Here is a 22652-nt window from a genome sequence, read left to right as displayed (position 1 = left end):
TTGTTGGCCGGAATCGCGGCCCGGTTAAGGGGGCTAATCCGAGAGTTGCAGACGGGAATACAACTTTGGATACCCCCCTTACCACTCAGGGCTAATCTCCCCGAACTGCCGACACCCCTTCTTGCCGGGTCGCGGCGGCCCCTATTAGCTTGAGGCCAGCGCAATAGGGATCGTACAACTTTCAACGAGTTCACCTTAGGCAACCCCATGCCGGATATCAAGCTCGTGCGCGCCGCCGGGTTCGCACAGGTCAGACCATCCGCACCCGATCCATCCGCCGGGAGTCACACAGGAAGGGAAATTCGACGATGAAGGGTGCCGAGCGTTATTCCGGCTTCACCCCCCTTGTTCTGAGCGATCGCACATGGCCGGGAAACCGCATAAGCACAGCGCCGCGGTGGCTCTCCACCGACCTGCGCGACGGCAATCAGTCGCTCGCCGATCCGATGACGCCCGAGCGGAAACTCCTGATGTTCGACCTGCTCGTGGGAATCGGCTACAAGGAGATCGAGATCGGTTTCCCGGTGGCCAGCCGGAGCGATTACGACTTCGTCCGCATGCTCATCGAACGCGACCGGATCCCCGACGACGTCTCGATCACCGTGCTCACCCAGGCCCGTGACGACCAGATCCGGCGCACCGTGGAGTCGCTGAAGGGCGCGCGCCGCGCGGTCGTGCACATCTACAACGCGACGTCCCCCCTGTTCCGCCGCACCGTGTTCAACCTCGACCGGGCGGGCGTGCGCGACCTGGCCGTGCGGGGCACCCGGACGATGATGCGCCACGCCGAGCGCGTGCTGCCCGGCTGCGACCTGGCCTACCAGTACTCCCCCGAGTTGTTCAACGAGACCGAGGCCGACTTCGCCCTGGAGGTGTGCGAGGCCGTCATGCGGGTCTGGCAGCCCGAACGCGGGCGCGGCATCATCCTGAACTTCCCGACGACGGTCGAGCGCTCGCTCCCGAACGTCTTCGCCGACCAGATCGAGTGGCTGCACCGCAACCTGTCCCGGCGCGAGCACGTCTGCCTGTCGGTGCACCCCCACAACGACCGGGGCACCGCGGTCGCCTCGGCCGAGCTGGCCCTGCTGGCCGGCGCCGAACGGATCGAGGGCTGCCTGTTCGGCAACGGCGAACGCGCCGGCAACGTCTGCCTGGTCACCCTCGCGATGAACATGTACAGCCACGGCGTCGACCCCGGCGTCGACTTCTCGGAGATCAACACGGTCCGGCGCACGGTCGAGCGGTGCACCGGCCTGCCGGTCCACCCCCGCCACCCCTACGGCGGCGACCTCGTCTACACCGCGTTCTCCGGGTCGCACCAGGACGCCATCAAGAAGGGCTTCGACGCCCGGGTCCGGCAGGCCGCCGAGACGGGGACGACCCCCGACGCGCTGCCGTGGCAGGTGCCCTACCTGCCGGTGGACCCCAAGGACGTCGGCCGCACCTACGAGGCGGTGGTCCGGGTGAACGGCCAGTCCGGCAAGGGCGGCGTGGCGTACGTGATGAGCGCCTGGCACGGCCTGAACCTGCCGCGCGGCCTGCAGGCCGACCTGTCGGCCCGGGTGCAGGGGCACGCCGACGCGGCCGGCGGCGAATTGAGCCCGAACCGCATCGGCGCGCTGTTCTCCGAGGAGTACCTCCACCACGGCGAGCCGACCGGCCCGCTCCCGGTGGGCCGCGAGCCGCTCGCGGCGACCCTGCACGTCGACGGCGGGTTCGAGGTCGGCGGCGACCAGGCCGACGCGGTCACTACCCTCGGCTCGGTGCTGAGCCCGTGGGGCATCCGGGTCGACGTCGTGCACCGCACCGCGCGGCCGCTCGACCACGACGACCTCACCCCCGACCAGTCGGTCAGGTCCGGCGGCGAGACCGTCGTCTACGCCGAGTGCCGCAGCGGCGGGGCGGTCGCCTGGGGCGCGGGCATCGACAGGGACGTCGCGGCGGCGGCCTTCTCCGCCGTGCGCGCGGCCACCGACCGGCTCGCCAGAGACGGCCATCTGGACGCCCACCTGGCCGCCGCCGGGCACTGACAAGGGGGAACGACGGTGGACGACGCACACGAGGGCCTGGCGACGCTGCGGGCGTCACTGACCGAGGCGGTCGCGGGCAAGGGCCGGATCGTGATGGTCACCGGCGCGGTGGCGACCGGCAAGAGCGAGCTGCTCTACCTGATCGCCGAGCACGCCCTCGACCGGGGCGCGCTGCCCCTGACGGCCACCGGTTCGCCGGCCGAGAGCGGCCTGCCGCTGGGCGTGTTGTCCCAGCTGCTGCACCACGCGCCGCTGCCGGACGAGCAGCGGGCCGCCATGCTCGGCCTGCTCGGCGAGGGCGCCCGCAGGCAGCTGGCGGGCGGCGAGTCGATCGAGCACGTGGACGCGCAGATCGTGGACGCCCTCTGCGCCGTCCTGCTGGACCTGGCCGGGCGCTGCCCGCTGGTGATCACGGTCGACGACGTGCACCACGCCGACCGCGCCTCCCAGTTGTGCCTGGCCTACCTGGCCAGGCGGATCAGGTTCGCCGGCGTCCTGCTGGTGTTCAGCACCCCCGACCACAGCCCCCACCTGCGCACCCTCTTCCACACCGAGGTGCTCCGGCAGCCGCACTGCCGTCCGGTCCGCCTCACCCACCTGTCGCGCGAGGGCGTCGACGCCCGGCTCGGCGCGGACGCCGCCTGCCGCTTCGGCGAACTCGTGCACACGCTGAGCGGCGGCAACCGGCTGCTCGTCGACGCCCTGCTGGAGGACCTCCAGGCGGGCGGCGCCCCCGGCGACCGCTACGGCGAGGCGGTGCTGGCGTGCGTGCGCAGGCTGGGGCCGTGCGCCCAGGAGGCGGCCCACGGCCTGGCGGTGCTGGGCGAGCCCGGCTCGATCGGCCGCCTGCTCGGCCTCGGCGAGAGCGAGGCCGTCGTCGCCAAGTCGCTCCAGGCGATGGCCGGGGCCGGGCTGCTCGACGGCGGCGGCCGGTTCCGGCACGAGGCGGCCCGCGCGGCCGTGCTGGCCGAACTCGACGCCGCCGACCGCATCCACCTGCACCGCCGCGCCGCCGAACTGGCCCACCGCGACGGCGCGCCGGCCGACGTCGTGGCCGGCCACCTCGCCCAGGCCGGCCACGCGGGCGACCCGTGGGCGCTGTCGGCCCTGGAGGAGGCGGCCCGGCTCGCGCTCCGCGACGACGGCGTGGAGTCGGCGATCGAGTACCTCCGGCTGGCCTGGCGCGCCTGCGACGACGAGCGCCGCCGGGCCAGGATCGGCACCGCGCTGGTCCGGGCCGAATGGCGGATCGACCCCGGCACGCCGGCCGGCCACCTGGCCGGGCTGACCGACGCCCTGCACAAGGGCCACCTCGGCGGCGGGGAGACCGTCGTCCTGGCCAAGGCGCTGCTCTGGCACGGCCACACCCAGGACGCCCTCGACGTCCTGGGCCGCCTGGGCGAGCTGCGCGAACTCGGCGAACCCGACCGGGAGACCGCCGCCGAGCTCGCCGCCGCCCGCCCGTGGTTCCGCACCCTCTACCCGGCGTTCCTGCCGCACCTGCCGGAGGTCGGCGTGCCGCCCGTCCCGGCCCTCGGCGTCGGCCGCCGGATCCAGGCCGCCGACGTACTCGCCGACGTCCTCACCGACGGCCCCGGCGACGAGACCGTGGCCGCCGCCGAGCACATCCTGCGCGGCTGCCGCCTCGACGAGGTGACCATGGACACGGTGGAGACGGCGCTGCTGGCCCTGACCTACACCGACCGCCCCGGGCGCGCCGCCCCCTGGTGCGACGCGTTCGTCGCCGAGGCCGAGGCCCGGCGTGCGCCCAGCCGGCAGGCCCGGCTGTCCGCCATCCGGGCCGAGATCCGCCTCCGGGAGGGCGATCTGGCCGCGGCGGCCGCCGACGCGCGGCGCGCCCTGGCGATCATCCCGGCCGGGAGCTGGGGGGTGGCCGTGGGCGGGCCGCTCGGCACCCTGCTGCTGGCCGGCGCCGCGATGGGCCGGCTGGACGACTGCCTGCCGGAGGTCAGCCTGCCCGTCCCCGAGGCGATGCTGGAGACCCGGTACGGCCTGCACTACCTGCGGGGCAAGGGCCGTCTCAACCTGGCGGCCGGCCGTCCCGCCCAGGCCCTGCGGGACTTCCGGTCGTGCGGCGAGCTGATGACGCGCTGGGACCTGGACGCCCCCGGCTTCATCGCCTGGCGGCTGGACGCCGCCGAGGCCCTGATCGCGCTGGGCGACGAAGACGAGGCCAGGCGGCTGGTGACCGAGCAGCTCTCGCGCTGCGGACCCCGATCCCAGCGGGTCCGCGGTTCGGCGTTGCGCCTGCTGGCCGCCCTCAGCGAGGTCAGCCGCCGCCCGGCGATCCTGCGCCAGGCCGCCGACCCGCTCCAGGAGGGCGGCGACCGCTTCGAGTACGCCCGCCTGCTGTGCGACCTCACCGAGACCTACCACGCCGTCGGCGAGCACCGCAGGGCCGGGATGCTCCGGCAGCGCGCCCGCGCCATGGCCAGGGAGTGCCACGCCGAGCCGCTCACCCGGGTCCTGGCCCACCGCGACGATCCGGCGTCCGCCACGCCCGCGCAGCTCAGCGAGGCCGAACACCGCGTGGCGCAGCTGGCCGCCGAGGGTCACACGAACGTGGAGATCGCCACCCGGCTGTACATCACCGTCAGCACGGTCGAGCAGCACCTGACCCGCGTCTTCCGCAAGCTGAACGTGTCCCGCCGCACGGAGTTGCCGGCCACGCTCGCGCGCATCGGCTGACCCGGCCGGCTCACAGCGGGATGTTGCCGTGCCGCCCGCGCCTCTGCGGGGCCCGGTCCAGGGCCTCGGCGAGGCGGAACCGGGTGGCGCCGGGCGCGATGACCTCGTCGACGACGCCGAGCGCGAGCGCCCGGTCGACGCCGCCGGAGACACGCTGGTGCTCCTGGGTGAGCCGCGCCTTCAGGGCCGCGCGCTCGTCCTCGGGCGCGGCGGCCAGCGCCTTGCGGTGCAGCACGCCGACGGCCGACTCGGCGCCCATGACCGCGACCTCCGCGCCGGGCCACGCGAAGACCGCGCTTGCGCCGAGGGAGCGGGAGTTCATCGCGATGTACGCGCCGCCGTACGACTTGCGGGTGATCAGGGTCACCCGGGGCACCACCGATTCGGCGAAGGCGTGCAGCAGCTTGGCGCCGCGCCGGACCACGCCGTCCCACTCCTGGGCGACCCCGGGCAGGTAGCCGGGCACGTCGACCAGCACCACCAGCGGCACGCCGAGCGCGTCGCACATCCGCACGAACCGGGACGCCTTCTCGGCGGAGAGCGTGTCGAGGCACCCGCCCTTGCGGATCGGGTTGTTGGCCAGCACGCCCACCGAACGCCCGCCCAACCGGCCGAGGCCGACGAGGATGTTGGCGGCCCAGCGCGGCTGCAACTCCAGGAACCCCTCGTCCACGATGGCGCGCACGAGCGGCCGGACGTCGTAGGCGCGGCGCGGCGAGCCGGGCAGGAGCGCGGCCAGGTCGCGGCTCTCGGCGAGCGCGCCGAGATCGAAGCTCCCGGGCCGGGCGAAGACGCCCGCGAGCCGGCGGGCCTGCGCGTACGCCTCGTCCGCGTCGCCCGCGACCAGGTGCGCCACCCCCGACTTGGGGCCGTGCGACTCGGGACCGCCGAGCCCGGCCATGTCGATGCGCTCCCCCGTGACGCTGCGCACGATCTCGGGGCCGGTGATGAAGATCCGCGCGTCCTCGGTCATGATCACGATGTCGGTGAGCGCGGGGCCGTACGCGGCGGCTCCCGCGGCGGGACCCAGCACGACCGAGATCTGCGGGATCACCCCGGACACCCGGGTCATCGCCGCGAACATCCGGCCCACGCCGTGCATCGACTCGACGCCGTCGGCCAGGCGCGCGCCGCCCGAGTGCCACAACCCGATCACCGGGCAGGCGAGCCGTTCGGCCGCGCCGATGGCCTCGACGATGCGCTCCGCGCCCGCTCCCCCGAGCGCGCCGCCCATCCGGGTGGCGTCGGTGCAGTAGGCGACGACCACCGAACCGTCCACCCGACCGCACACGGCCTGGACGCCCGAGTCGTCGTCGGCGTGCAGCGGCACCGCCGAACCGGGGTCGAGCAGCCGGGCGAGCCGGGCCGCAGGAGCCCGGTGATCCATTTCGATTTCGACGATCGGCATGGTGGTCATCCGCGAATCCCGATTCCCTCAGAGTGTTTCGCCGAATGTGCCCAGCCATTCCTCCGGCGGCCAACCCCTATTCTCCGCCGCCCTGGCCAGACAAGCCGGTGACCTGCGAAGACGCCTGTTGGCAACTTGTTACCGCCACTTCTGCCAATTGACCCGTCACCTCACAGCCCCGTTTCCTCTTTGTGATCACCTGAATAATGGAGGGCCCTTTGTCCATATGGTCAGCACCGACGGTCGCCGCGCTTCTGGCGGCGATGGCCTTGCCGGTGGGTGCGGTGGCGGACACCGCGGCGGACACCGTGCCGACCCCGGTCAGCGATATGGCCGCACTGGTCAACCCGTTCCTCGGCACCAAGGCGGGCGCCGCCGACTTCGGGCACGGCGGCGGCGCGGGGATGAACTTCCCCGGCGCGGTCGTGCCGTTCGGCATGATGCAGTGGAGCCCCGACACGATGGAGAACGCCGGCGGCGGCTACGCGTGGGAGGACAACCGCCTGCGTGGTTTCTCGATGACCCACATCTCCGGCCCCGGGTGCACCGGCGCGCAGGACTTCCCCGTGATCCCGATCTCCGGCCGGATCGGCCGCTCGCCCGCGACCCACGGCTCCGACTACGTCCAGACGTTCAGGCACGAGAACGAGAGGGCCGCGCCCGGCTTCTACAGCTCGGTCCTCGACACGGGCGTCAAGACCGAGTTGTCGGCGAGCACCCGCGGCGGCGTGGCCCGCTTCGGCTTCCCGGCCGGCAAGCCCGGCACGCTGCTGCTGAACACCAGCGGCTCGGTCAACGGCGTGGACGACGGCGAGACGAGGATCAGCGGCGACACGGTCACCGGCTGGGTGCAGACGGGCGGCTTCTGCGGCCCGCCGATGCGCTACAAGGTCTACTTCCACGCCACCTTCGACCAGCCGATCGTCGGCTACGGCACCTGGAAGGACGGCGCCGTCACGCCGGGAGGCGCGACCGTGCGCAACGCCTCGGAGGCGAAGGTCGCCAACGCCGAGGTCGTCACCCCGGGCGACGTCTCGGTGAGCGGCCCCGGCTCGGGCGCCTACCTGGAGTTCGACCCGGCGAAACCCGTCCAGATGCGGGTGGGCCTGTCGTACGTGAGCCTGGCCGGCGCGAAGGCCAACCTGGCCGCCGAGATCGGCCAGGACGGCGTCGAGCAGGTCGCCGCCAAGGCGCGGGCCGCCTGGAACACCCGGCTCGGCCAGGTCAGGGTCACCGGCGGCACCATCGAGCAGCAGCGCACCTTCTACAGCAACCTCTACCACGCGCTGCTCCAGCCCTACGTCTTCGAGGACGTCGACGGCTCCTACACGGGCATGAACGGCCAGACGTACAAGGTCGCGCCGGGACGGCACCACTACGCGACGTTCTCCGGATGGGACATCTACCGCAGCGAGGTCCAGCTCCTCGCCCTGCTCGCCCCCGACGTGGCCGGCGACATCGCCCAGTCCATGTACGACAACGCGCAGTCGGTCGGCAACGTCTGGGACCGCTGGTCCCACCAGAACGCGATCACCGGCGTCATGGTCGGCGACCCGTTCCACTCGATCCTCGCCAGCGTGTACGCCTTCGGCGCCCGCGGCTTCGACGCCGCCTCCGCCCTGAAGGCGATGGCCGAATCGGCCCGGAGAGCGGGCCCCAAGGACATCGGCCACCCGCAGCTCGGCTACGACCAGCGCCCCGGCAACACCGACTTCATGGCCAAGGGCCACGTCCCCATGGACGTGTCGACCACCCTCGAATACGGCATCGCCGACTTCGGCATCGCCCAGCTGGCCGCCCGCCTGGGCGACACCACGCTGGCGGCCGAGTTCATGAAGCGCGCCCAGGCCTGGCAGGCCACCTTCAACCCGGCCAACACCTGGATCCAGCCGAAGATGGCCGACGGCGCGTTCCGCTCGCCGTTCGACCCGGGCACGATGAACTCCTACATCGAGGGCAACGGCGCGCAGTACCACTGGCTGGTGCCGCACAACGTGCGCGGCCTGTTCGACTCGATGGGCGGCAACACGGCGGCGGCCGCGCGCCTGGACACGTTCTTCAAGGTCCTCAACGCGGGCCCGAACCAGCCGTACGCCTACCTCGGCAACGAGCCGTCGGCCGCCACGCCGTGGTTGTACGCGTGGGCGGGTCAGCCGTACAAGACCCAGGACCTGGTCCGGCGCATCCAGAAGGAGCTGTTCTCCTCGGCCCCCGACGGCCTGGTCGGCAACGACGACCTCGGCGCGATGGGCTCCTGGTACGTCTGGTCGGCGATCGGCCTGTTCCCGGCCATCCCCGGCAGGGCCGAACTGCTGGTCAACACGCCGCTGTTCGACTCGATCACGATCAGGCGCCCGGCCGGCGACCTGGTCGTCAACGCGCCCTCCTCCGCCAACCGGTACGTCAAGACCCTGAAGGTCAACGGCGTGGCCACCACGAAGGCGTGGGTGCCGGAGTCGATCGCGCAGCGTGGCGGCCGGCTCGACTTCACCACCTCGACCGTGCCGAACACCACGTTCGGCTCGGCCCTCGCCGACGCGCCCCCCGCCTTCAACGACGGCGCCAAGCCGGTCCTGCTGGGCCTGAACCCCGGCAGCGGCCCGGCCGAGCCGGGCCGGACCTTCGAGACCACGATCACCGCCCGCTCGACCGGCAGGTCGGCCGCGTCGGTGCGGTGGGAGGCCAAGCCCCCGCCGGGCATCTCGGTCGCCCCGATCAGCGGCACCCTCAGTCCCGCCGCGGGAGCAGCCGCCTCCCAGCGCGTCACGGTGACCGTGCCCGCCGGCACCCCGCTCGGCACGATCAGCATCCCGATCATCGGCTCCGGCCAGGTCTTCGCGGGCATCCGGCTGAACGTGGCCAGGCCCGGCACCCCCGCCTGGCACCACAACAACGCCAGCATCGGCGACGACACCAAGCCCGGCAGCGCCAACGTCGACGGCGCGAACTTCAGCTACTCCGCCCAGGCGCTCGCCGCGGCCGGCCTCACCCCGGGGGCGACGGTCTCCTGGAACGGCTTCACCTTCACCTGGCCGAACCGCACCCCCGGCGAATGGGACGACATCCAGCCCGGCCCCAAACCCCTGGACGTCACCGCCCCCACCGGCGCCACCAAGATCGCCTTCCTCGGCAGCGGCACCGGCGGCTACCCCGAGTCGGACGTGACGATCACCTACACCGACGGCACCACGACCACCGCGAAACTCGGCCTGAGCGACTGGCTGCTCGACTTCGGCGGCGGCTCACCCCAGTACGGCAACGAGATCATCGCCTCCAGCCCCTACCGGCTGTACGGCGGCTCGTGGGCGATGCAGCCGATCCCGGCGCACGTGTTCGCGGCGCAGCCGATCACGCTGAACCCGGCGAAGAAGCTGAAGAGCCTCACGTTCGGCCCGTCGGACGACGGAACCCTGCACATCTTCACCTGGGCGTTCCGGTAACCCACCGATAGGGCGCCCCGCGGGCAGCGGGGCGCCCTTTTTCACGTCACGGGCAGCGGTTGGCCACGCAGAGCGGCGGCCACTCGTCGGGCGGGACGGGGGCCGGGGCCGGAGGGTTGTCCGGGGTGCCGGGGTAACGGACGTTGAACCAGGCGCCGAGCTGACCCAGCGGGCCGATCCCGAGGTAGTCGACCTTCCGGTCGCCGTCCACGTCGTGGAGCCGCACGTTGTCCCGGTCGACGCCGACGTCGCCGATGACCTGCCCCTGCCAGATCCATCCCCGGCCGCCCAGGTCGTTGAGCCAGGCGCGGACCTGGCCGTCGTCCTGGACCACGAGGTAGTCGACCTTGCGGTCGCCGTTCACGTCCTCCAGGCGCACCCAGTCACGCGGGTAGCCGTAGCCGGGGTTGATCTCGCCCTTCCACGTCCAGCCCCGGCCCGGGCCGTTGTTGAGCCAGGCGCGGAGTTCGCCCTCGTCCTGGAGGATCAGGTAGTCGTCGAGGCCGTCGCCGTTGACATCCTCCAGGCGCACCCAGTCGCGGGGATAGCCGTAGCCCGGGTTGAGCTCGCCCTGCCACGTCCAGCTTGTGCCGTCGCCGTCGTTCAGCCAGGCCCTCAACTGGCCCAGGTCCTGGAGGACGACGTAGTCGTCCCGGTCGTCGCCGTCCATGTCGGCCAGGCGCACCCAGTCACGCGGGTAGCCGTAGCCCGGGTTGAGCTCGCCCTGCCAGGTATAGCTCTGGCCGTCGCCGTCGTTCCGCCAGCCCCGGAGTTGTCCCAGGTCCTGCAGGATCAGGTAGTCGTCCCGGTGGTCGCCGTCCATGTCGGCCAGGCGCACCCAGTCACGCGGATAGGCGTAGCCGGCGGAGATCTGGGTGACGTGGTTCCAGCCCTCCGAAGGGCTGGCGGGCGGGGGGCCGGGGTCGACCGGCGCCGGGTTGCCGGGGGTGGGGCCGCCGGGATAGCGGTCGTTGAACCAGGCGCCGATCTGGCCCAGGGGGCCGATCCCGAGGTAGTCGGTCTTCCGGTCGCCGTTGACGTCGGCCAGTCTCACGTTGTTCCGGTCGACGCCGACGTCGCCGATGATCTGGCCCTGCCAGATCCATCCTTGGCCGCCCAGGTCGTTGAGCCAGGCGCGGACCTGCCCGTTGTTCTGGACGACCAGGTAGTCGACCTTCCTGTCGGCATTGACGTCCTCCAGGCGCACCCAGTCACGCGGGTAGCCGTAGCCCGGGTTGATCTCGCCCTGCCACGTGAAGGGCTTGCCCGGGCCGTTGTTGAGCCAGGCGCGGAGCTCGCCGCGATCCTGGATGACGACGTAGTCGTCGAGGCCGTCGCCGTTGACGTCCTCCAGGCGCACCCAGTCACGGGGATAGCCGTAGCCCGCGAGTTCGCCCTTCCACGTCCAGCTCTGCCCGACGCCGTTGTTCAGCCAGGCCCGGACCTCTCCGAGATCCTGGAGGATCACGTAGTCGTCCCGGTTGTCGCCGTCCATGTCGGCGAACCGCACCCAGTCGCGCGGGTAGCCGTAGCCGGCGTTCAGTTCGCCGCGCCAGGTCCAGCTCCGGCCGTCGCCGCCGTTCAGCCAGCCCCGCACCTGCCCCAGGTCCTGGACGATCAGGTAGTCGTCCCGGTCGTCGCCGTCCATGTCGGCGAACCGCACCCAGTCGCGGGGGTAGCCGTAACCCGCCGAGATCTGTTCGACGGCGTGCCAGCCCTGCGACGGGCTCACGGGCCGCGGCATCTCGCACGCCGACGGGTTCCCGGCGGCCGGGCCGGTGATGACGCGGTCGCGGATCGCCCCGATGATCGCGGTGTTGAAGACCCTGCCCATCGTGTCGTAGCCGCCCTGGCCGGGGTGCAGCTTGTCTCTCAGGTCGGCCTCGGTGACGGCGCCCATGGTGAGCGACCGCACGCGCCGCCCTTCCCCGGCGAGCGTCCTGGCCAGGTCCGGGATCCGGGAGTTGTACGCCGCGATGCGCCCGTTGATGGCGTCGTCCTGCGACGGCACGAGCCCGCTGACCAGCACCGTCGTCTCGGGAGCGGCGTTGGTGATCTTGCGGATCAGGGCGGCGAGCCGATGGTGGGCGTTCCCGACGTCGAAGTTCCGGTTCATGTCGTTGGTCCCGATGTGCAGCAGGACGACGTTGGGCCGGTGGCGGCGCACGGTGCATTCGGCGATGTCGTCGATCTGGTCGATGCGCCAGCCGCCGTGGCCTTCGTGGTCGGTGTCGGAGATGGTGCCCGCGCCCGAGTCCTGGGTGCCGACGAAGTCCACCGAGTGGCCCGCCGCCTGGAGCCGGGCCAGCAGCTCGCGCCGGTAGCCGACGTACTTCTCGGTGCTGTCGCCGATCCCGCCGTAGCCCACGGTGATCGAGTCGCCGAGCGGCATCACCCGCAGGTTCGACGGACGGTAGCGGCCGAGGTCCATGGCGGCGTCCTGGATGCCCCTGCCGAGCGCGCCCATCTGGCTTGAGATCCAGGCGCCGGCGTCCATCATCGCCGTCGCGAGCGAGGCCCACCAGCCCCGGATCGCCGCCGCGGCCGAGTCGAACACCGCCTTGACGTCGGCGCCGAACTGACCCAGGGTCCGGGCGTTCACGTAGTCGGCGATCCCGGCCTCCCACGCCGCGGCGGCGATGGCCGCCGCCGCCGCCAGGCAGGCGGCCCTCCTCCACCTGTCCTTGTCGCCCAGCGCGTTGTCGCGGTACATCCAGATGGCCTGCATGAAGAAGGTGCCCAGGGCGGCCGCGAGCCCGGCGCAGGCCGGTTTGGAGATGACCAGCCCGACGCCCGTGCTGTTCATGGCCAGCATGCACCCGGCCCGGATCACCAGCCCGGCGGCGAGCGCCGCCAGGGCGATGAGCGCGTCCGACCACCAGGAGCCGTTGGCGCGCACCTGGTCGGATTCGATCGTCAGGGAGATCCCCGTGCCCGTCACGGTCAGCTGACCGTCGAAGTCGCCCCAGTTCCGATTCGGCGCGCCCTGCATCGGATGACGGGTGAGCTCCTGCCTGATCGTGTCGCTGAGCAGATCGTTGCGCCCGTTCAGCTCCGACACATAAGCCTGTGTCTCGGCCCGGTCGAAGCCGGCGGGCAACGCGACGGTGAAGGTGACCTGGGTGGTCGCGGCGTGGGCCAGCGGCTCCAGACCGGGCCGCAGGACCAGGGTCAGGATGACGAGCAGGGCGATCACGACCCTGCGCTTCCGGCCGAACACCTCGGACCGCCGCCGTCGACGGAGGGATAAGTAAGGAATTGTCACGAGAGTCGGAGCTCCATGATGTGGTCGGAGGTCATCGAAGACTGCAGGCCTCGCCGGCGGCGGATGGGGAGACGCACGTACGATCCACCGGCCGGCGAAGCCGGAACCCGGCACGCTCTCAGGTCTGTCCGGGCCTCACTTCGCGGTTGATGCCCGCTGATCAGGGGCGCGTTCCGGAAGTGCGATGGGATGGAACAGGAGACAACCCGGTGCGGCCGCACTCCCGTGCCGGTCGGCGACCGCGGCTCTCACCTGCGGGGGCCTACGCGTCGAAGTTCCACCGCTGGTAGCGCCCGCCGTTCCACGGGTGCGCGTAGACGGAGCCGCTGCGGTTGCCGTCGACGGCGTAACGGGTCGACCCCGACCACTTCCAGAACAGGACGTCGTTCCAGCCCAAGCCCTGCGCCGACCATTCCTGGGCGTCCTCCTCGCAGTCGAGGGTCGTCCGGAGGGTGTTCGAGCCGGTGAGCGCGAGGCAGCGTTTCGTGGCCTTGTTCTTCAGCGCCACGAGGTCGTACTGCAGGTTGGACCCGGGAACGCCGTTGCCGCGGATGAGCAGGATCGGCTGCCAGAGCTGGTGGTCGTTGGTGTTACGGGCGCTGCACCCCCTCGCGTAGACGGCGCCGTTGAAGTCGCTGTCCAGGCACAGCCCGGTCTCGATGTTGCGCAGGTTGGCCGTGCCGACGTAGTCCGCCGCCTCAGCGGGCGCGGTCACCGTGAGGCTCACGGCCAGCGCCGCGACCGCCGTCATGGCGGCCGTACGCCGCCGGACCGGTGCGGGGTTGACAGTGTTGTCGAACATCTTGTCCTCGCCGTCCTCTAGGGAGGCACCTTCGTTCGGGCGCCGTGGAATCCCTAAACGCGCATACAAGTAGGGGCGCAGAACCGCGTGGTGTATGACGGGTGAACAATCCCTCTTATCGGGATGACGGTAAAGGCGCAAACGGCGGCGAGTCATCCTGCGCGCGCACTCGGTGATCATGTTTCCGGCATATTAAGAGACGTTTGTCGACACGAACCGGAAGCTCCGGCCCTGTCAACCTGAGAATCACTCCCGCGGATGAGATTCTCATCACCTTCCCGGAAAGTGTGAGAACAATCACCAGACGCAACCCGCGGTCGGACGACGGCTTCCACCTGCGGATCGCCTCACCAAACGGCGACAGGCGGTGGAAAGAAAGTGCTGCGACGCGGCGTCAAACTCGACAAACGCCCAAAATCGAGATCGCCATCGCTTAATGACATCAACGCCCCTCACATCGAGTGAGGTGTATACGCCACGCTCTCGCACCCGAATTTTGTTCATACCCAAGAAGAAGAATCAGTCGACCAGATGAACGATCGCGGTCCTTCCGCTTTCTGCACGTTCACAAGATGAGCGGGACTTCTTCCGGGCGAAAGCCGCGCCGCGTCAAGATCGATCAGGAGTCACGCGTCCGCTCCGCCGATGGGTGGTGGCATGTCTTCACCGAGTGATACCGGCTGGGTCGAGTCCTCGTTGCACGCGGCCGAAGGGTCTCTCGCGCCTGATTCGCCAGTCCCGGGGCGGGCCCACAGGTCAGCGGCAGGCCCTTTCGCTTGACCACCACATGTTCGGCCGGCCCTGGCGTCGACGGGAGCGGCGATGACCGGGAACCGCTCGGCAGTGACGTCGACGAGACGGCTCAGAGTGCGGCCGTGAATCTTGCCGTCGTCCATGACGGAGTGGTCTCCGCCAGTGACCGAGGCTATGGAAAAGGTCCCGAGGTGGCTCACCCTTCGACGGCACGCGGCTGACCGACCGCCGTCGCCCCGGGGGCGGGTTCACCCGGCGAGCGGACGGAACGCCGCGAGCACGGTGGCCGCGACGTACGTCGCCGCCTGGTCGGTGGCCAGGCGTCCCGGGTGCGGGTTCACCCGGCGAGCGGGCGGAACGCCGCGAGCACGGTGGCCGCGATGTACGTCGCCGCCTGGTCGGCGGCCAGGCGTCCCGCGTTGAGTTCGTCGGCCGCGTGATGCATGACGCTGTGCATCACGCCGACCAGCCATTCGGTCGGCAGGTCGGTCCGGAAGACCCCCTCGTCGCGGCCGCGCTCGACGAGCTTCCTGACGCGCTCGGCCGGTCCCGCGTGCAGGTCGAGGATGCGGCTGGGCGGCAGCACGTTCTGCGCGGCGATCAGCAGCGACCTCGACCGGTCGACCAGTTGCCAGCTCGACTCGATCAGCCGGGTGAGGGCGGCGCCGGGGTCGCCCGTGAGGTCGACGTCGTCGAGACCGGGGTGAGCTTGTTCGATGGCGTGGGCGAGGGCGGCGTCGACCAGGTCGGCCCGGTTGGGGAAGTGCCCGTAGACGGTGACGCGTCCGACCCCCGCGACCTTGGCGATCTCACTGACGCTGGCGTCGGGGTCCCGGCTCAGCGCGTCGACCGCCGCTTGCAGGATCGCGGCGATGCTGCGCTGCGCGTCCGCTCGTTTCACGGCCGGCGTCTCCTTCTTGTCGTACACATCTGTACGAGTTAGCCTACCGGGCAGCAACTCGTACAAATGTGTTCAAGTTAGGAGATGCGCTCGTGGTGGAAGGACGATGGCGCATGCTGGCCCTGCTGGGGGTCGCGCAGTTCATGCTCATCCTCGACGTCACCGTGGTGGCGATCGCGTTGCCGCACATCGGGGAGGATCTGGGTCTCGCCCGCGACACGCTGACGTGGGTGGTGAGCGCGTACACGCTGATGTTCGGCGGGTTCATGCTGCTCGGCGGCAGGCTGGCCGACCTCGTCGGCGCGCGGCGGGTGGTGCTGGCCGGGCTGTTACTCTTCACGGCCGCGTCGCTGGTCACCGGCCTGGCGCAGCACGCGCCGATGCTCATCGGCGGGCGGATCGCCCAGGGGCTCGGCGCCGCGTTGCTGTCACCCGCCGCCCTGTCGGTGGTGACGCGCACGTTCCAGGGCGAGGAGCTCAACAAGGCGCTGGGCGTCTGGTCGGCGCTCGGCGGTGGCGGCTCGGCGGTCGGTGTCCTCCTCGGTGGTGTGCTGACCGGCGGGCCGGGATGGCAGTGGGTCTTCTACGTCAACGTCCCGATCGGCGTGGTCGTCCTCGTCGCGCTCACCCGGAGCCTGCCCGCCGGACTCGCGGCCGGTCCGGGCGCGCGCCTGGACATTCCCGGAGCGCTGCTGGTCACGGCCGGCACCGGCGCCGCGATCTACGCGCTGATCGACGCCGGCGACCGGGGCTGGGCGTCGGCACCCAGCCTCGGCCTGCTGGCCGGGGCGATCGTCCTGTACGCCGTCTTCGTCGTCGTCCAGCGCACCAGCCGTTCACCTCTGATGGATCTGCGGATCCTCAGCAGGCGTCCGGTCGTCTTCGGCATCTTCCTCATCATGGTCGCCACCGCGTTGATGATCTCGGTCTTCTTCCTCGGCTCCTTCTACCTGCAGCATCACCAGGACTTCGGCGCCCTGGCGACGGGGTTGGCGTTCCTGCCGGTGGCGGTGGCCACGATCATCGGCGCCCAGGTCGCCGGACGGCTCGTCGGCGGCGTCGGCGCCCGCCCGATCGCCGTCGCGAGCATGCTGGTCGCCGCGGCCGGCATCGCGGTCCCGGCGTTCCTCCAGGGGCCGGCGCCGGTGATCCTCGGGGTCAGCGCCGGCGCGGCGGGCATCGGCGCCGCCTTCGTCGCGTCCTCGACGACAGCCCTCGCGCAGGTCGCCCAGCACGAAGCCGGAGTGGCCTCCGGTCTGCTGAGCACCTTCCACGAGTTCGGCGCCGCGCTCGGCGTCGCGGTGGTGTCCAGCATCGCCGCCGCGAGCATCGCGGGAAGCACCGACGCCGGCTTCTCCCAGGCCTTCATGGTCGCCGCCGGCACGGCCGCCCTGTCGGCGGTGCTGGCCCTGCTCATCGTTCCGTCGTCCCGGCTGCCCGGCCCGCGCCCAGATCACAACAGGAGGGACACTTTCTCGTGATGAGAGCAGGCACCACCGCCGTCACGATCCGCCGTGCGGAAGTCGATGACGCCGCCGTCGTGCACGGGCTGATCCTGGCTCTGGCCGTACACCAGAACCAAGGCGACGCCGTCACCGTCGGCGTTCCCGACCTCGAGCGCATGCTCGCCCGACCGGAGATCGCCTATCTGATCGCCGAACGTGCGGGCCGGGCCGTCGGGTACGTCTCCTGGCTGGAGCGCACGAGCTTCTGGTCCGGCGAGGAGTACTTCGCCCTGGACGACCTGTTCGTCGCCGAGGCCGAACGCGGCGGCGGCGTCGGAGAACGACTGATGCGTGCGGTGGCCGACGCGGCGAAGGGCAAGGTCATCCGGTGGGAGGTGGCCGAGGGCAACGTCGCGGCGCGACGGTTCTACGAGCGCATCGGCGCACGACTCGTCACCAAACAGATCTGCCGCTGGCAACCGCGATGACGTCCAGAGAAGATCGGCAGCGGTGATCGGCCGCCGTCCGTGAAGGTACTTGAGCCGGTTGTGGACGCGCAATTCGCCGCAGACCCAAGGGGGATGGGGCCGCTTTCCTTGGGTCACCGGCCCGACCGGGCCGGAACCACCGATCCGAAGGACAACCGACATGCGTCGTCACATCACCGCCCTCGCCCTCACCGTCGCCGGTTTAGCCGGCACGGCGTCCCTGTCCGCTCCCGCCCACGCGGCCTCACCGATCACCGTGACCGTGAGCCTGGGCAGCATGTCGGTCACCGGCACGACCGGGTCCGACCTGATCACTCTCGCCGAGGGCGCCGGCGGCGCTCCGGCGACGACTTCCTGAACGGCCGTGGGGGCAACGACACGACCGACGGCGGCGCCGACACCGACACCTGCACCGGCGAGACCGAAGAGAACTGCGAGATCTGAGCGACCGGCCTCACGGGAGAGGGCCGGTGGCCGGCCGACGCGGCGGGACGCGCAAGGCGTGCCGTTCTGATCGACCACAGTGGAGATGCCCTGTGATCGCGGGACCTCGGAAAGACCACGCACATAGCATCGGCTCATGGACGGATTCCCCATCATCGAGGTCGTCGACCTCGACCAGGCCCTGTCCTTCTACCGCGACGGCCTGGGCGGCGTGATCGACTACCGGTTCCCGCCCGAGGGCGACGCCGCCTACGTGACCCTTCGGCTGGGCGAGGCCGCCCTGGGCCTGGGGGTGACCCCCGGCCCGGCACCCGCCCCCGGTCCCGTGCTGCTCTGGTTCTACGTCGACGACGTCGACGCGAGCACCGCCGACCTGGCGGAACGGGGGTTCACGGTGGTGGAGGAGCCGGTCGACCAACCGTGGGGCGAGCGGGTGTCGCTGGTGCTCGACCCGTCGGGCATCCGGGTGCGGCTCGGACAGTCCCTCTCATGACGCCGACCGCAGAAGGCGGCGACCGCCCTGCGGCTGGGAAGCCTGGCGGACAACGACCTCTCGATTCCCCGGCCGGCGCCCCACCCCCGCTGCGGGGAACCAGCCGGGGTGTCCGGTGCCGCCGGACATCCGGCGCCTGCGGACGGCGGGCCTGACCTGGCGGAGAAGGTGATTTGGGGGACCAGTGCGTCCGGCCCTCCTGGCCGGACGGCCGGCGGGGATCGCACGGTGGCGTGACACCACATCCTCACCTGCCGGAGCACCCCATGCGCATTCGCCCCCTCGCCCCGATCCTCATCGCAGCCGCGCTGCTCACCACGACCGCCTCCGTACCGGCGAGCGCGTCGTCGGCGCACCAGCGGGCCTCGTGCGCCGACCTCAGCTGCACGTTCTACTTCTCCACCCGGACGACGGCCGCCATGAAGAGGGCCGCCGACCGGTCCGACTGGCTGGCCGGCCCGACGTCCAACATCATCTGCATGCGCATCCCCAACAAGCTCGTCGCGGTCGCCTGCGCGGGGGCGCTGCTGCTGCCGTACAACAAGGCCAGGAGCCGGCTTTCCGAGGCGGCCGCGATGGGCGGCTGCTTCGTCGTCAAGGCGCAGCTGGGTTTCGTCTTTCCGGTCAGGTTCGCGGCGGTTTCGACGGACAATCCCCAGTGCCGGTGAGCCGTATCCCCTGAGAGGAACGTATTCGTGAGCGAGCCGATTGATCCGCGGGTCGAGTTCGCGGCCCGCTTGCGGCGGCTGCGGCTCGCCGCCGGATTGTCGGTGCGCGAACTGACGGTGGCCAGCGCCCGGACGCCGTCGCGGCGTCCGGGCGCCGCGCCGGTGCGGCTGGCGCGCAGCACGATCGACGGGATGACCAGCCAGCGCAAGCCGAGCCGTCCCGAGCGGCCCAACTTCGAGGCGTTCGTCGACGCCTGCCTGCGCGTGGCCGCCGAGGCCAAGCTCACCCTGCCGGAAGGGCTGGACACGCGCGAGGCGTGGGACGACGCCTACGAACGGCTGCGCCGCCAGAGCGAGGAGTTCGAGTACGCGCGGGCGGCGCTGCGCACCACCGGGCGGCCGCAGTCCTCCGGCCCGTGCCCGTATCGCGGGCTGGAGGCGTACGGCGCGGCCGACGCCGACCTGTTCTTCGGACGGGACGCCATGACCGCCGAACTCCTCGCCCGGACCGGCGAAGGGGGGCTGCTGGTGGTGACCGGTCCGTCGGGGGCTGGCAAGTCGTCGCTGGTCAGGGCCGGGCTGATCGCCTCGTTGTCCCGGCTGCACGGCATCGAACCCGTGCTGACCCGGCCCGGCCCGGAACCGGTCGCCGCCCTGTTGCGGCGGCTGGCGCAGGAGGGCCCGACCGCGCCGATCATCGTCGACCAGTTCGAGGAGCTGTTCACCGCCTGCCCCGACGAGGCGAAACGGGTCCAGTTCGTCGACCTGCTGACCACACTGGAGGCGGACGGCCGCCCGGTGATCGTGGTGGTGCGCGCGGACTTCTTCGGCCACTGCACCCGCCACCCCGCCCTCGTCCCCGCCTTGCGCCGCCCCCTGGTGGTCACGCCGATGAACCGGGACGGATTACGCGAAGCCATCGAAGGCCCCGCCAGGACGACCGGCCTGACCTTCCAGGAAGGCCTGGTCGACCTGCTGATGGAGGACCTGAGCGGCGGCAGGGCCGACGCCGAACCGGCCGGCGTGCTGCCCCTGCTGTCGCACGCCCTCCGCGAGACGTGGAACCACCGGCAGGGCGCGACCCTGACCCTGGCCGGCTACCGGCGGACCGGCGGCATCATGCGCTCCCTCGCCCAAACCGCCGACGCCGCCTTCGACGCGCTCGACGCCGACGAACAGCGGGCCGCCAGGGACCTGCTGACCCGGCTGGTCCGCCTGGGCGGCGACGGCCCCGACACCGCGCGCAAACTGCCGCTGGAGGAGGCGACCGGCGCCGGGCGGGTACTCGACCATTTCGTCCGGGCCCGGCTGGTGACCGTCGACGCCGACTCCGTCCAGTTCACTCATGAGGCGCTCATCCGGAGCTGGCCGCGGCTGCACGGGTGGATCGAGGAGGACAGGACCGGGCTGCTGGCGGTGCAGCAGCTGGAAGTCGACGCCCGGCTGTGGGACCAGCGGCAGCACGGCGCGGCCTACCTGTACCGGGGTGAGCGGCTGGCGCGGCTGGCGAACCTGCGCGACGCGGGCCAGCCGATCTCCGCGACCGCCGCGGGCTTCCTCGCCGCCGGGCTCCGATCGGATCGCCGGGCCAGGTGGACGCGGCGGGCTCTGGTGAGCCTGCTGGTCACGTTACTGGTGGCCGCGTCGGCCGCCGCCGTCCTGGCCGCCGCCGCCCGCAACGCGATCGACGCGCAACGCGACACCGCGCTGTCCCGGCAGCTGTCGGTGCAGAGCGCGCTGATCACCAACGATCCGCCCCTGTCCGCGCTGCTGGCCGCGACGTCCTGGCGGATCAGCCCGACGGACGAGGCGCGCGCGAGCCTGCTGAACGTCCTGGCCAACCCGGGCCGCGCGGTCCTGACCGGCCACACCGGCGGGTCGTACGCGGTGGCCTACAGCCCGGACGGCGCCCAGCTGGCCACCGGCGGCGAGGACGGCGTCATCCGGTGGGACGCCCGCACGGGAAAGCGGATCGGCGCCCTGATGACCGGGCCCACCAAGGCTGTCGGCGCAGTGGCGTACAGCCCGGACGGCCGCACCCTGGTGAGCACGAGCGAAGACGGTACGGTGCGGCTGTGGGACGCCCGCTCCGGCGGACAGCTCGGCGCCCCGCTCTTCACCGGCGAGGAGCACTCGTCGATTCCGTCGGTGACCTTCAGCCCCGACGGCACGCGCGTGGCCGGCGGCGGCTTCGACGGGACCATCCGGTTGTGGGACGTGCGCACCCGCGAGCAGATCGGCCGTCCGTTCATCGGCGGCCTGGAGAACGTCTGGTCGGTGGCCTTCAACCACGACGGCACCCTCTTGGCCAGCGGCGGGCAGAACGGCGACCTCCACCTGTGGGACGCGCGGACCGGACGCGCCGCCCGAGTCCTCGACCTGGGCGAGGAGACCACCGTGCTGTCGGTGGCGTTCAGCCCGGACGGCGCCCGATTGGCCACCGGGGACACCGACGCGATCGTGCGCCTGTGGGACGTGCGGACAGGCCAGAAGATCGACGAAATGTCGGGGCACTCCCAGATGGTGCGCAAGGTGGTGTTCGCGCACGACGGCGCGCGGCTGGCCAGCACCGGCGACGACGGGACGATCCGGCTGTGGGACGTGCGGCGCGGCAGACGCCTGGGCGCCCCGCTCATCGGCCACACGGGCGGCGCGTTCGACATGGCGTTCAGCGGCGATGACGGGCGCCTGGCCAGTGTCGGCCGGGACTCGACCGTGCGGCTGTGGGACGTCCGCGTCGGCCGGATGGACGGCGAACCGTTCACTGGGCACCCCCACCGGGTGGAGTCGGTGGCCTTCAGCCCGGACGGCTCGCGCCTGGCCAGCAGCGATGACGGCCCAGACGACGCGGTCCGCCTGTGGGACGTCCGCACACGCGGCCGAATCGGCGCGCCGCTGCTCGAACACACCGAGTCTTTGGAGTCGGAGCCGTTCAACCACGTGATCTCCGTTGCCTTCGGCCGCCGGGGCAGCCTCCTGGCCGGCGCCGAGCTCGGCGGCAGGATCTGGGTGTGGGATCCGCGCACCGGCCAACGGATCGGCGGCCCGATCCGAACGCCCACGCGGGTCGTCTCCCTGGCGATGAGCCCGGACGACACCCAGCTGGCGAGCGGCGGAGACGACGGCACGATCCGCTTCTGGGATCTGCGGACCCGCCGGCAGACAGGCGCCCTGATCGCCGCGCACGCGTCGGAGGTGTCGTCGCTGGCCTACAGCCGGGACGGCACCCGCCTGGTGAGCGGCGGATACGACTCGCTGGTCAACGTGTGGAACGTCCGGACCGGCGACCGGATCGGCGGGCCGTCGGCGGGGCACACCGGCTGGGTGATGTCGGTGGACTTCGCCCCCGACGGCACCCGCATCGCCAGCGGCGGACGCGACGGAACCGTGCGGCTGTGGGACGCGCGTACGGGCCGGCAGACCGGCACCCCGCTGATCGGACACACCGACTCGGTGGAGGCGGTGGCCTTCAATCCCAACGGCACGACCCTGGTCAGCGGCGGGATGGACGCGACCGTGCGCGTGTGGGACGCCAGGATCGGCCGGTTGCTCGGCGTCCCCCTCGTCGGCGGCGAAATGATCTGGTCGCTGGCCTTCAGCCCGGACGGACGCCGCCTGGCCGTCGGCAGCGAGGACTACCTGATCCGCGTGTGGGACGTCGCCCTGTCCCCGGACGCCTTCACCTCCGTCTGCGCGATGCTCGACCGCGAGGTGACCCCGGCCGAATGGGCCCAGTATGTGCCCGGCCTGCCGTACGAGCCGGTCTGCCGGAAACGCTGACCGAGATCTTCAAGAAGCGGACCGAT

The 22652-nt window shown here is 71.6% G+C and carries 13 protein-coding genes; 9 read left to right on the top strand and 4 right to left on the bottom strand.

Going from position 1 to position 22652, the window contains the following annotated elements; translation table 11 throughout:
* Positions 1-308 precede the first annotated feature (308 nt).
* Positions 309-2030 (top strand): 2-isopropylmalate synthase, encoded by a 1722-nt coding sequence (locus AW271_RS01100; RefSeq protein ID WP_062330426.1) that lies wholly within the window; start codon positions 309-311, stop codon positions 2028-2030.
* 15 nt (positions 2031-2045) lie between these two features.
* Positions 2046-4739, top strand: coding sequence for an AAA family ATPase (locus tag AW271_RS01095; protein ID WP_062330424.1), 2694 nt, complete (start codon positions 2046-2048; stop codon positions 4737-4739).
* A gap of 10 nt (positions 4740-4749) precedes the next feature.
* On the opposite strand, the gene AW271_RS01090 is transcribed toward AW271_RS01095, so the two are convergent.
* A complete protein-coding gene (locus AW271_RS01090) occupies positions 4750-6147 on the bottom strand; it encodes an acyl-CoA carboxylase subunit beta (protein ID WP_245652884.1) in 1398 nt (465 codons plus the stop codon).
* A gap of 284 nt (positions 6148-6431) precedes the next feature.
* Here AW271_RS01090 and AW271_RS01085 point away from each other — a divergent pair, with 284 nt between their 5' ends.
* Positions 6432-9587 carry a GH92 family glycosyl hydrolase gene (locus AW271_RS01085; RefSeq protein WP_275935745.1) on the top strand — a complete coding sequence of 1052 codons (3156 nt, stop codon included), beginning with the start codon at positions 6432-6434 and terminating at the stop codon, positions 9585-9587.
* A gap of 46 nt (positions 9588-9633) precedes the next feature.
* Here AW271_RS01085 and AW271_RS01080 read toward each other — a convergent pair whose 3' ends face one another.
* The 3 genes from AW271_RS01080 to AW271_RS01070 form a co-directional block, all read right to left on the bottom strand.
* The gene (locus AW271_RS01080) at positions 9634-12783 is read right to left on the bottom strand and encodes an FG-GAP-like repeat-containing protein (protein ID WP_157553847.1); all 3150 of its coding nucleotides are present in this window, start codon (positions 12781-12783) and stop codon (positions 9634-9636) included.
* A gap of 331 nt (positions 12784-13114) precedes the next feature.
* Positions 13115-13654: an RICIN domain-containing protein gene (locus tag AW271_RS01075; RefSeq protein ID WP_062330415.1), complete on the bottom strand. Its 540-nt coding sequence runs from the start codon at positions 13652-13654 to the stop codon at positions 13115-13117.
* Positions 13655-14744: 1090 nt separating this feature from the next.
* Positions 14745-15308: a TetR/AcrR family transcriptional regulator gene (locus AW271_RS01070; protein WP_157553846.1), complete on the bottom strand. Its 564-nt coding sequence runs from the start codon at positions 15306-15308 to the stop codon at positions 14745-14747.
* 113 nt (positions 15309-15421) lie between these two features.
* On the opposite strand from AW271_RS01070, the gene AW271_RS01065 reads away from it, so the two are divergent.
* The 6 genes from AW271_RS01065 to AW271_RS01040 all read left to right on the top strand — a co-directional run bounded on the left by AW271_RS01065 (position 15422) and on the right by AW271_RS01040 (position 22626).
* Positions 15422-16789, top strand: a complete 1368-nt coding sequence (locus AW271_RS01065; RefSeq protein WP_062330410.1) for an MFS transporter — start codon at positions 15422-15424, stop codon at positions 16787-16789.
* Positions 16789-17241 carry a GNAT family N-acetyltransferase gene (locus tag AW271_RS01060; RefSeq protein ID WP_062330407.1) on the top strand — a complete coding sequence of 151 codons (453 nt, stop codon included), beginning with the start codon at positions 16789-16791 and terminating at the stop codon, positions 17239-17241. The genes AW271_RS01065 and AW271_RS01060 overlap by 1 nt, the downstream gene beginning before the upstream one ends.
* 160 nt (positions 17242-17401) lie before the next feature.
* Entirely contained in the window at positions 17402-17599 is a 198-nt protein-coding gene (locus AW271_RS01055; protein WP_062330405.1) for a hypothetical protein, read from the top strand.
* A gap of 222 nt (positions 17600-17821) precedes the next feature.
* On the top strand, positions 17822-18178 hold the full coding sequence (locus tag AW271_RS01050; RefSeq protein WP_062330403.1) for a VOC family protein: 357 nt from the start codon (positions 17822-17824) through the stop codon (positions 18176-18178).
* A gap of 266 nt (positions 18179-18444) precedes the next feature.
* Positions 18445-18846, top strand: a complete 402-nt coding sequence (locus AW271_RS01045) for a hypothetical protein (RefSeq protein WP_062330401.1) — start codon at positions 18445-18447, stop codon at positions 18844-18846.
* A 27-nt stretch (positions 18847-18873) separates the two neighbouring features.
* The gene (locus tag AW271_RS01040) at positions 18874-22626 is read left to right on the top strand and encodes an NACHT and WD repeat domain-containing protein (RefSeq protein WP_062330398.1); all 3753 of its coding nucleotides are present in this window, start codon (positions 18874-18876) and stop codon (positions 22624-22626) included.
* The last annotated feature ends 26 nt before the right edge of the window (positions 22627-22652 follow it).

The organism is Herbidospora sakaeratensis, from assembly GCF_001570525.1.
Taxonomy (GTDB): Bacteria; Actinomycetota; Actinomycetes; order Streptosporangiales; family Streptosporangiaceae; genus Herbidospora; species Herbidospora sakaeratensis.
The sequence above is the reverse complement of the archived record's forward strand: the minus strand, read 5'-3'. Positions and strand labels throughout refer to the sequence as shown.

Coding starts and splice junctions, on each gene's coding strand:
- AW271_RS01045 (WP_062330401.1), top strand. CDS start 18,445: ATGCGCATTCGCCCCCTCGCCCCGATCCTCATCGCAGCCGCGCTGCTC.
- AW271_RS01055 (WP_062330405.1), top strand. CDS start 17,402: ATGCGTCGTCACATCACCGCCCTCGCCCTCACCGTCGCCGGTTTAGCC.
- AW271_RS01100 (WP_062330426.1), top strand. CDS start 309: ATGAAGGGTGCCGAGCGTTATTCCGGCTTCACCCCCCTTGTTCTGAGC.
- AW271_RS01090 (WP_245652884.1), bottom strand. CDS start 6,147: ATGCCGATCGTCGAAATCGAAATGGATCACCGGGCTCCTGCGGCCCGG.
- AW271_RS01065 (WP_062330410.1), top strand. CDS start 15,422: ATGCTGGCCCTGCTGGGGGTCGCGCAGTTCATGCTCATCCTCGACGTC.
- AW271_RS01075 (WP_062330415.1), bottom strand. CDS start 13,654: ATGTTCGACAACACTGTCAACCCCGCACCGGTCCGGCGGCGTACGGCC.
- AW271_RS01060 (WP_062330407.1), top strand. CDS start 16,789: ATGAGAGCAGGCACCACCGCCGTCACGATCCGCCGTGCGGAAGTCGAT.
- AW271_RS01050 (WP_062330403.1), top strand. CDS start 17,822: ATGGACGGATTCCCCATCATCGAGGTCGTCGACCTCGACCAGGCCCTG.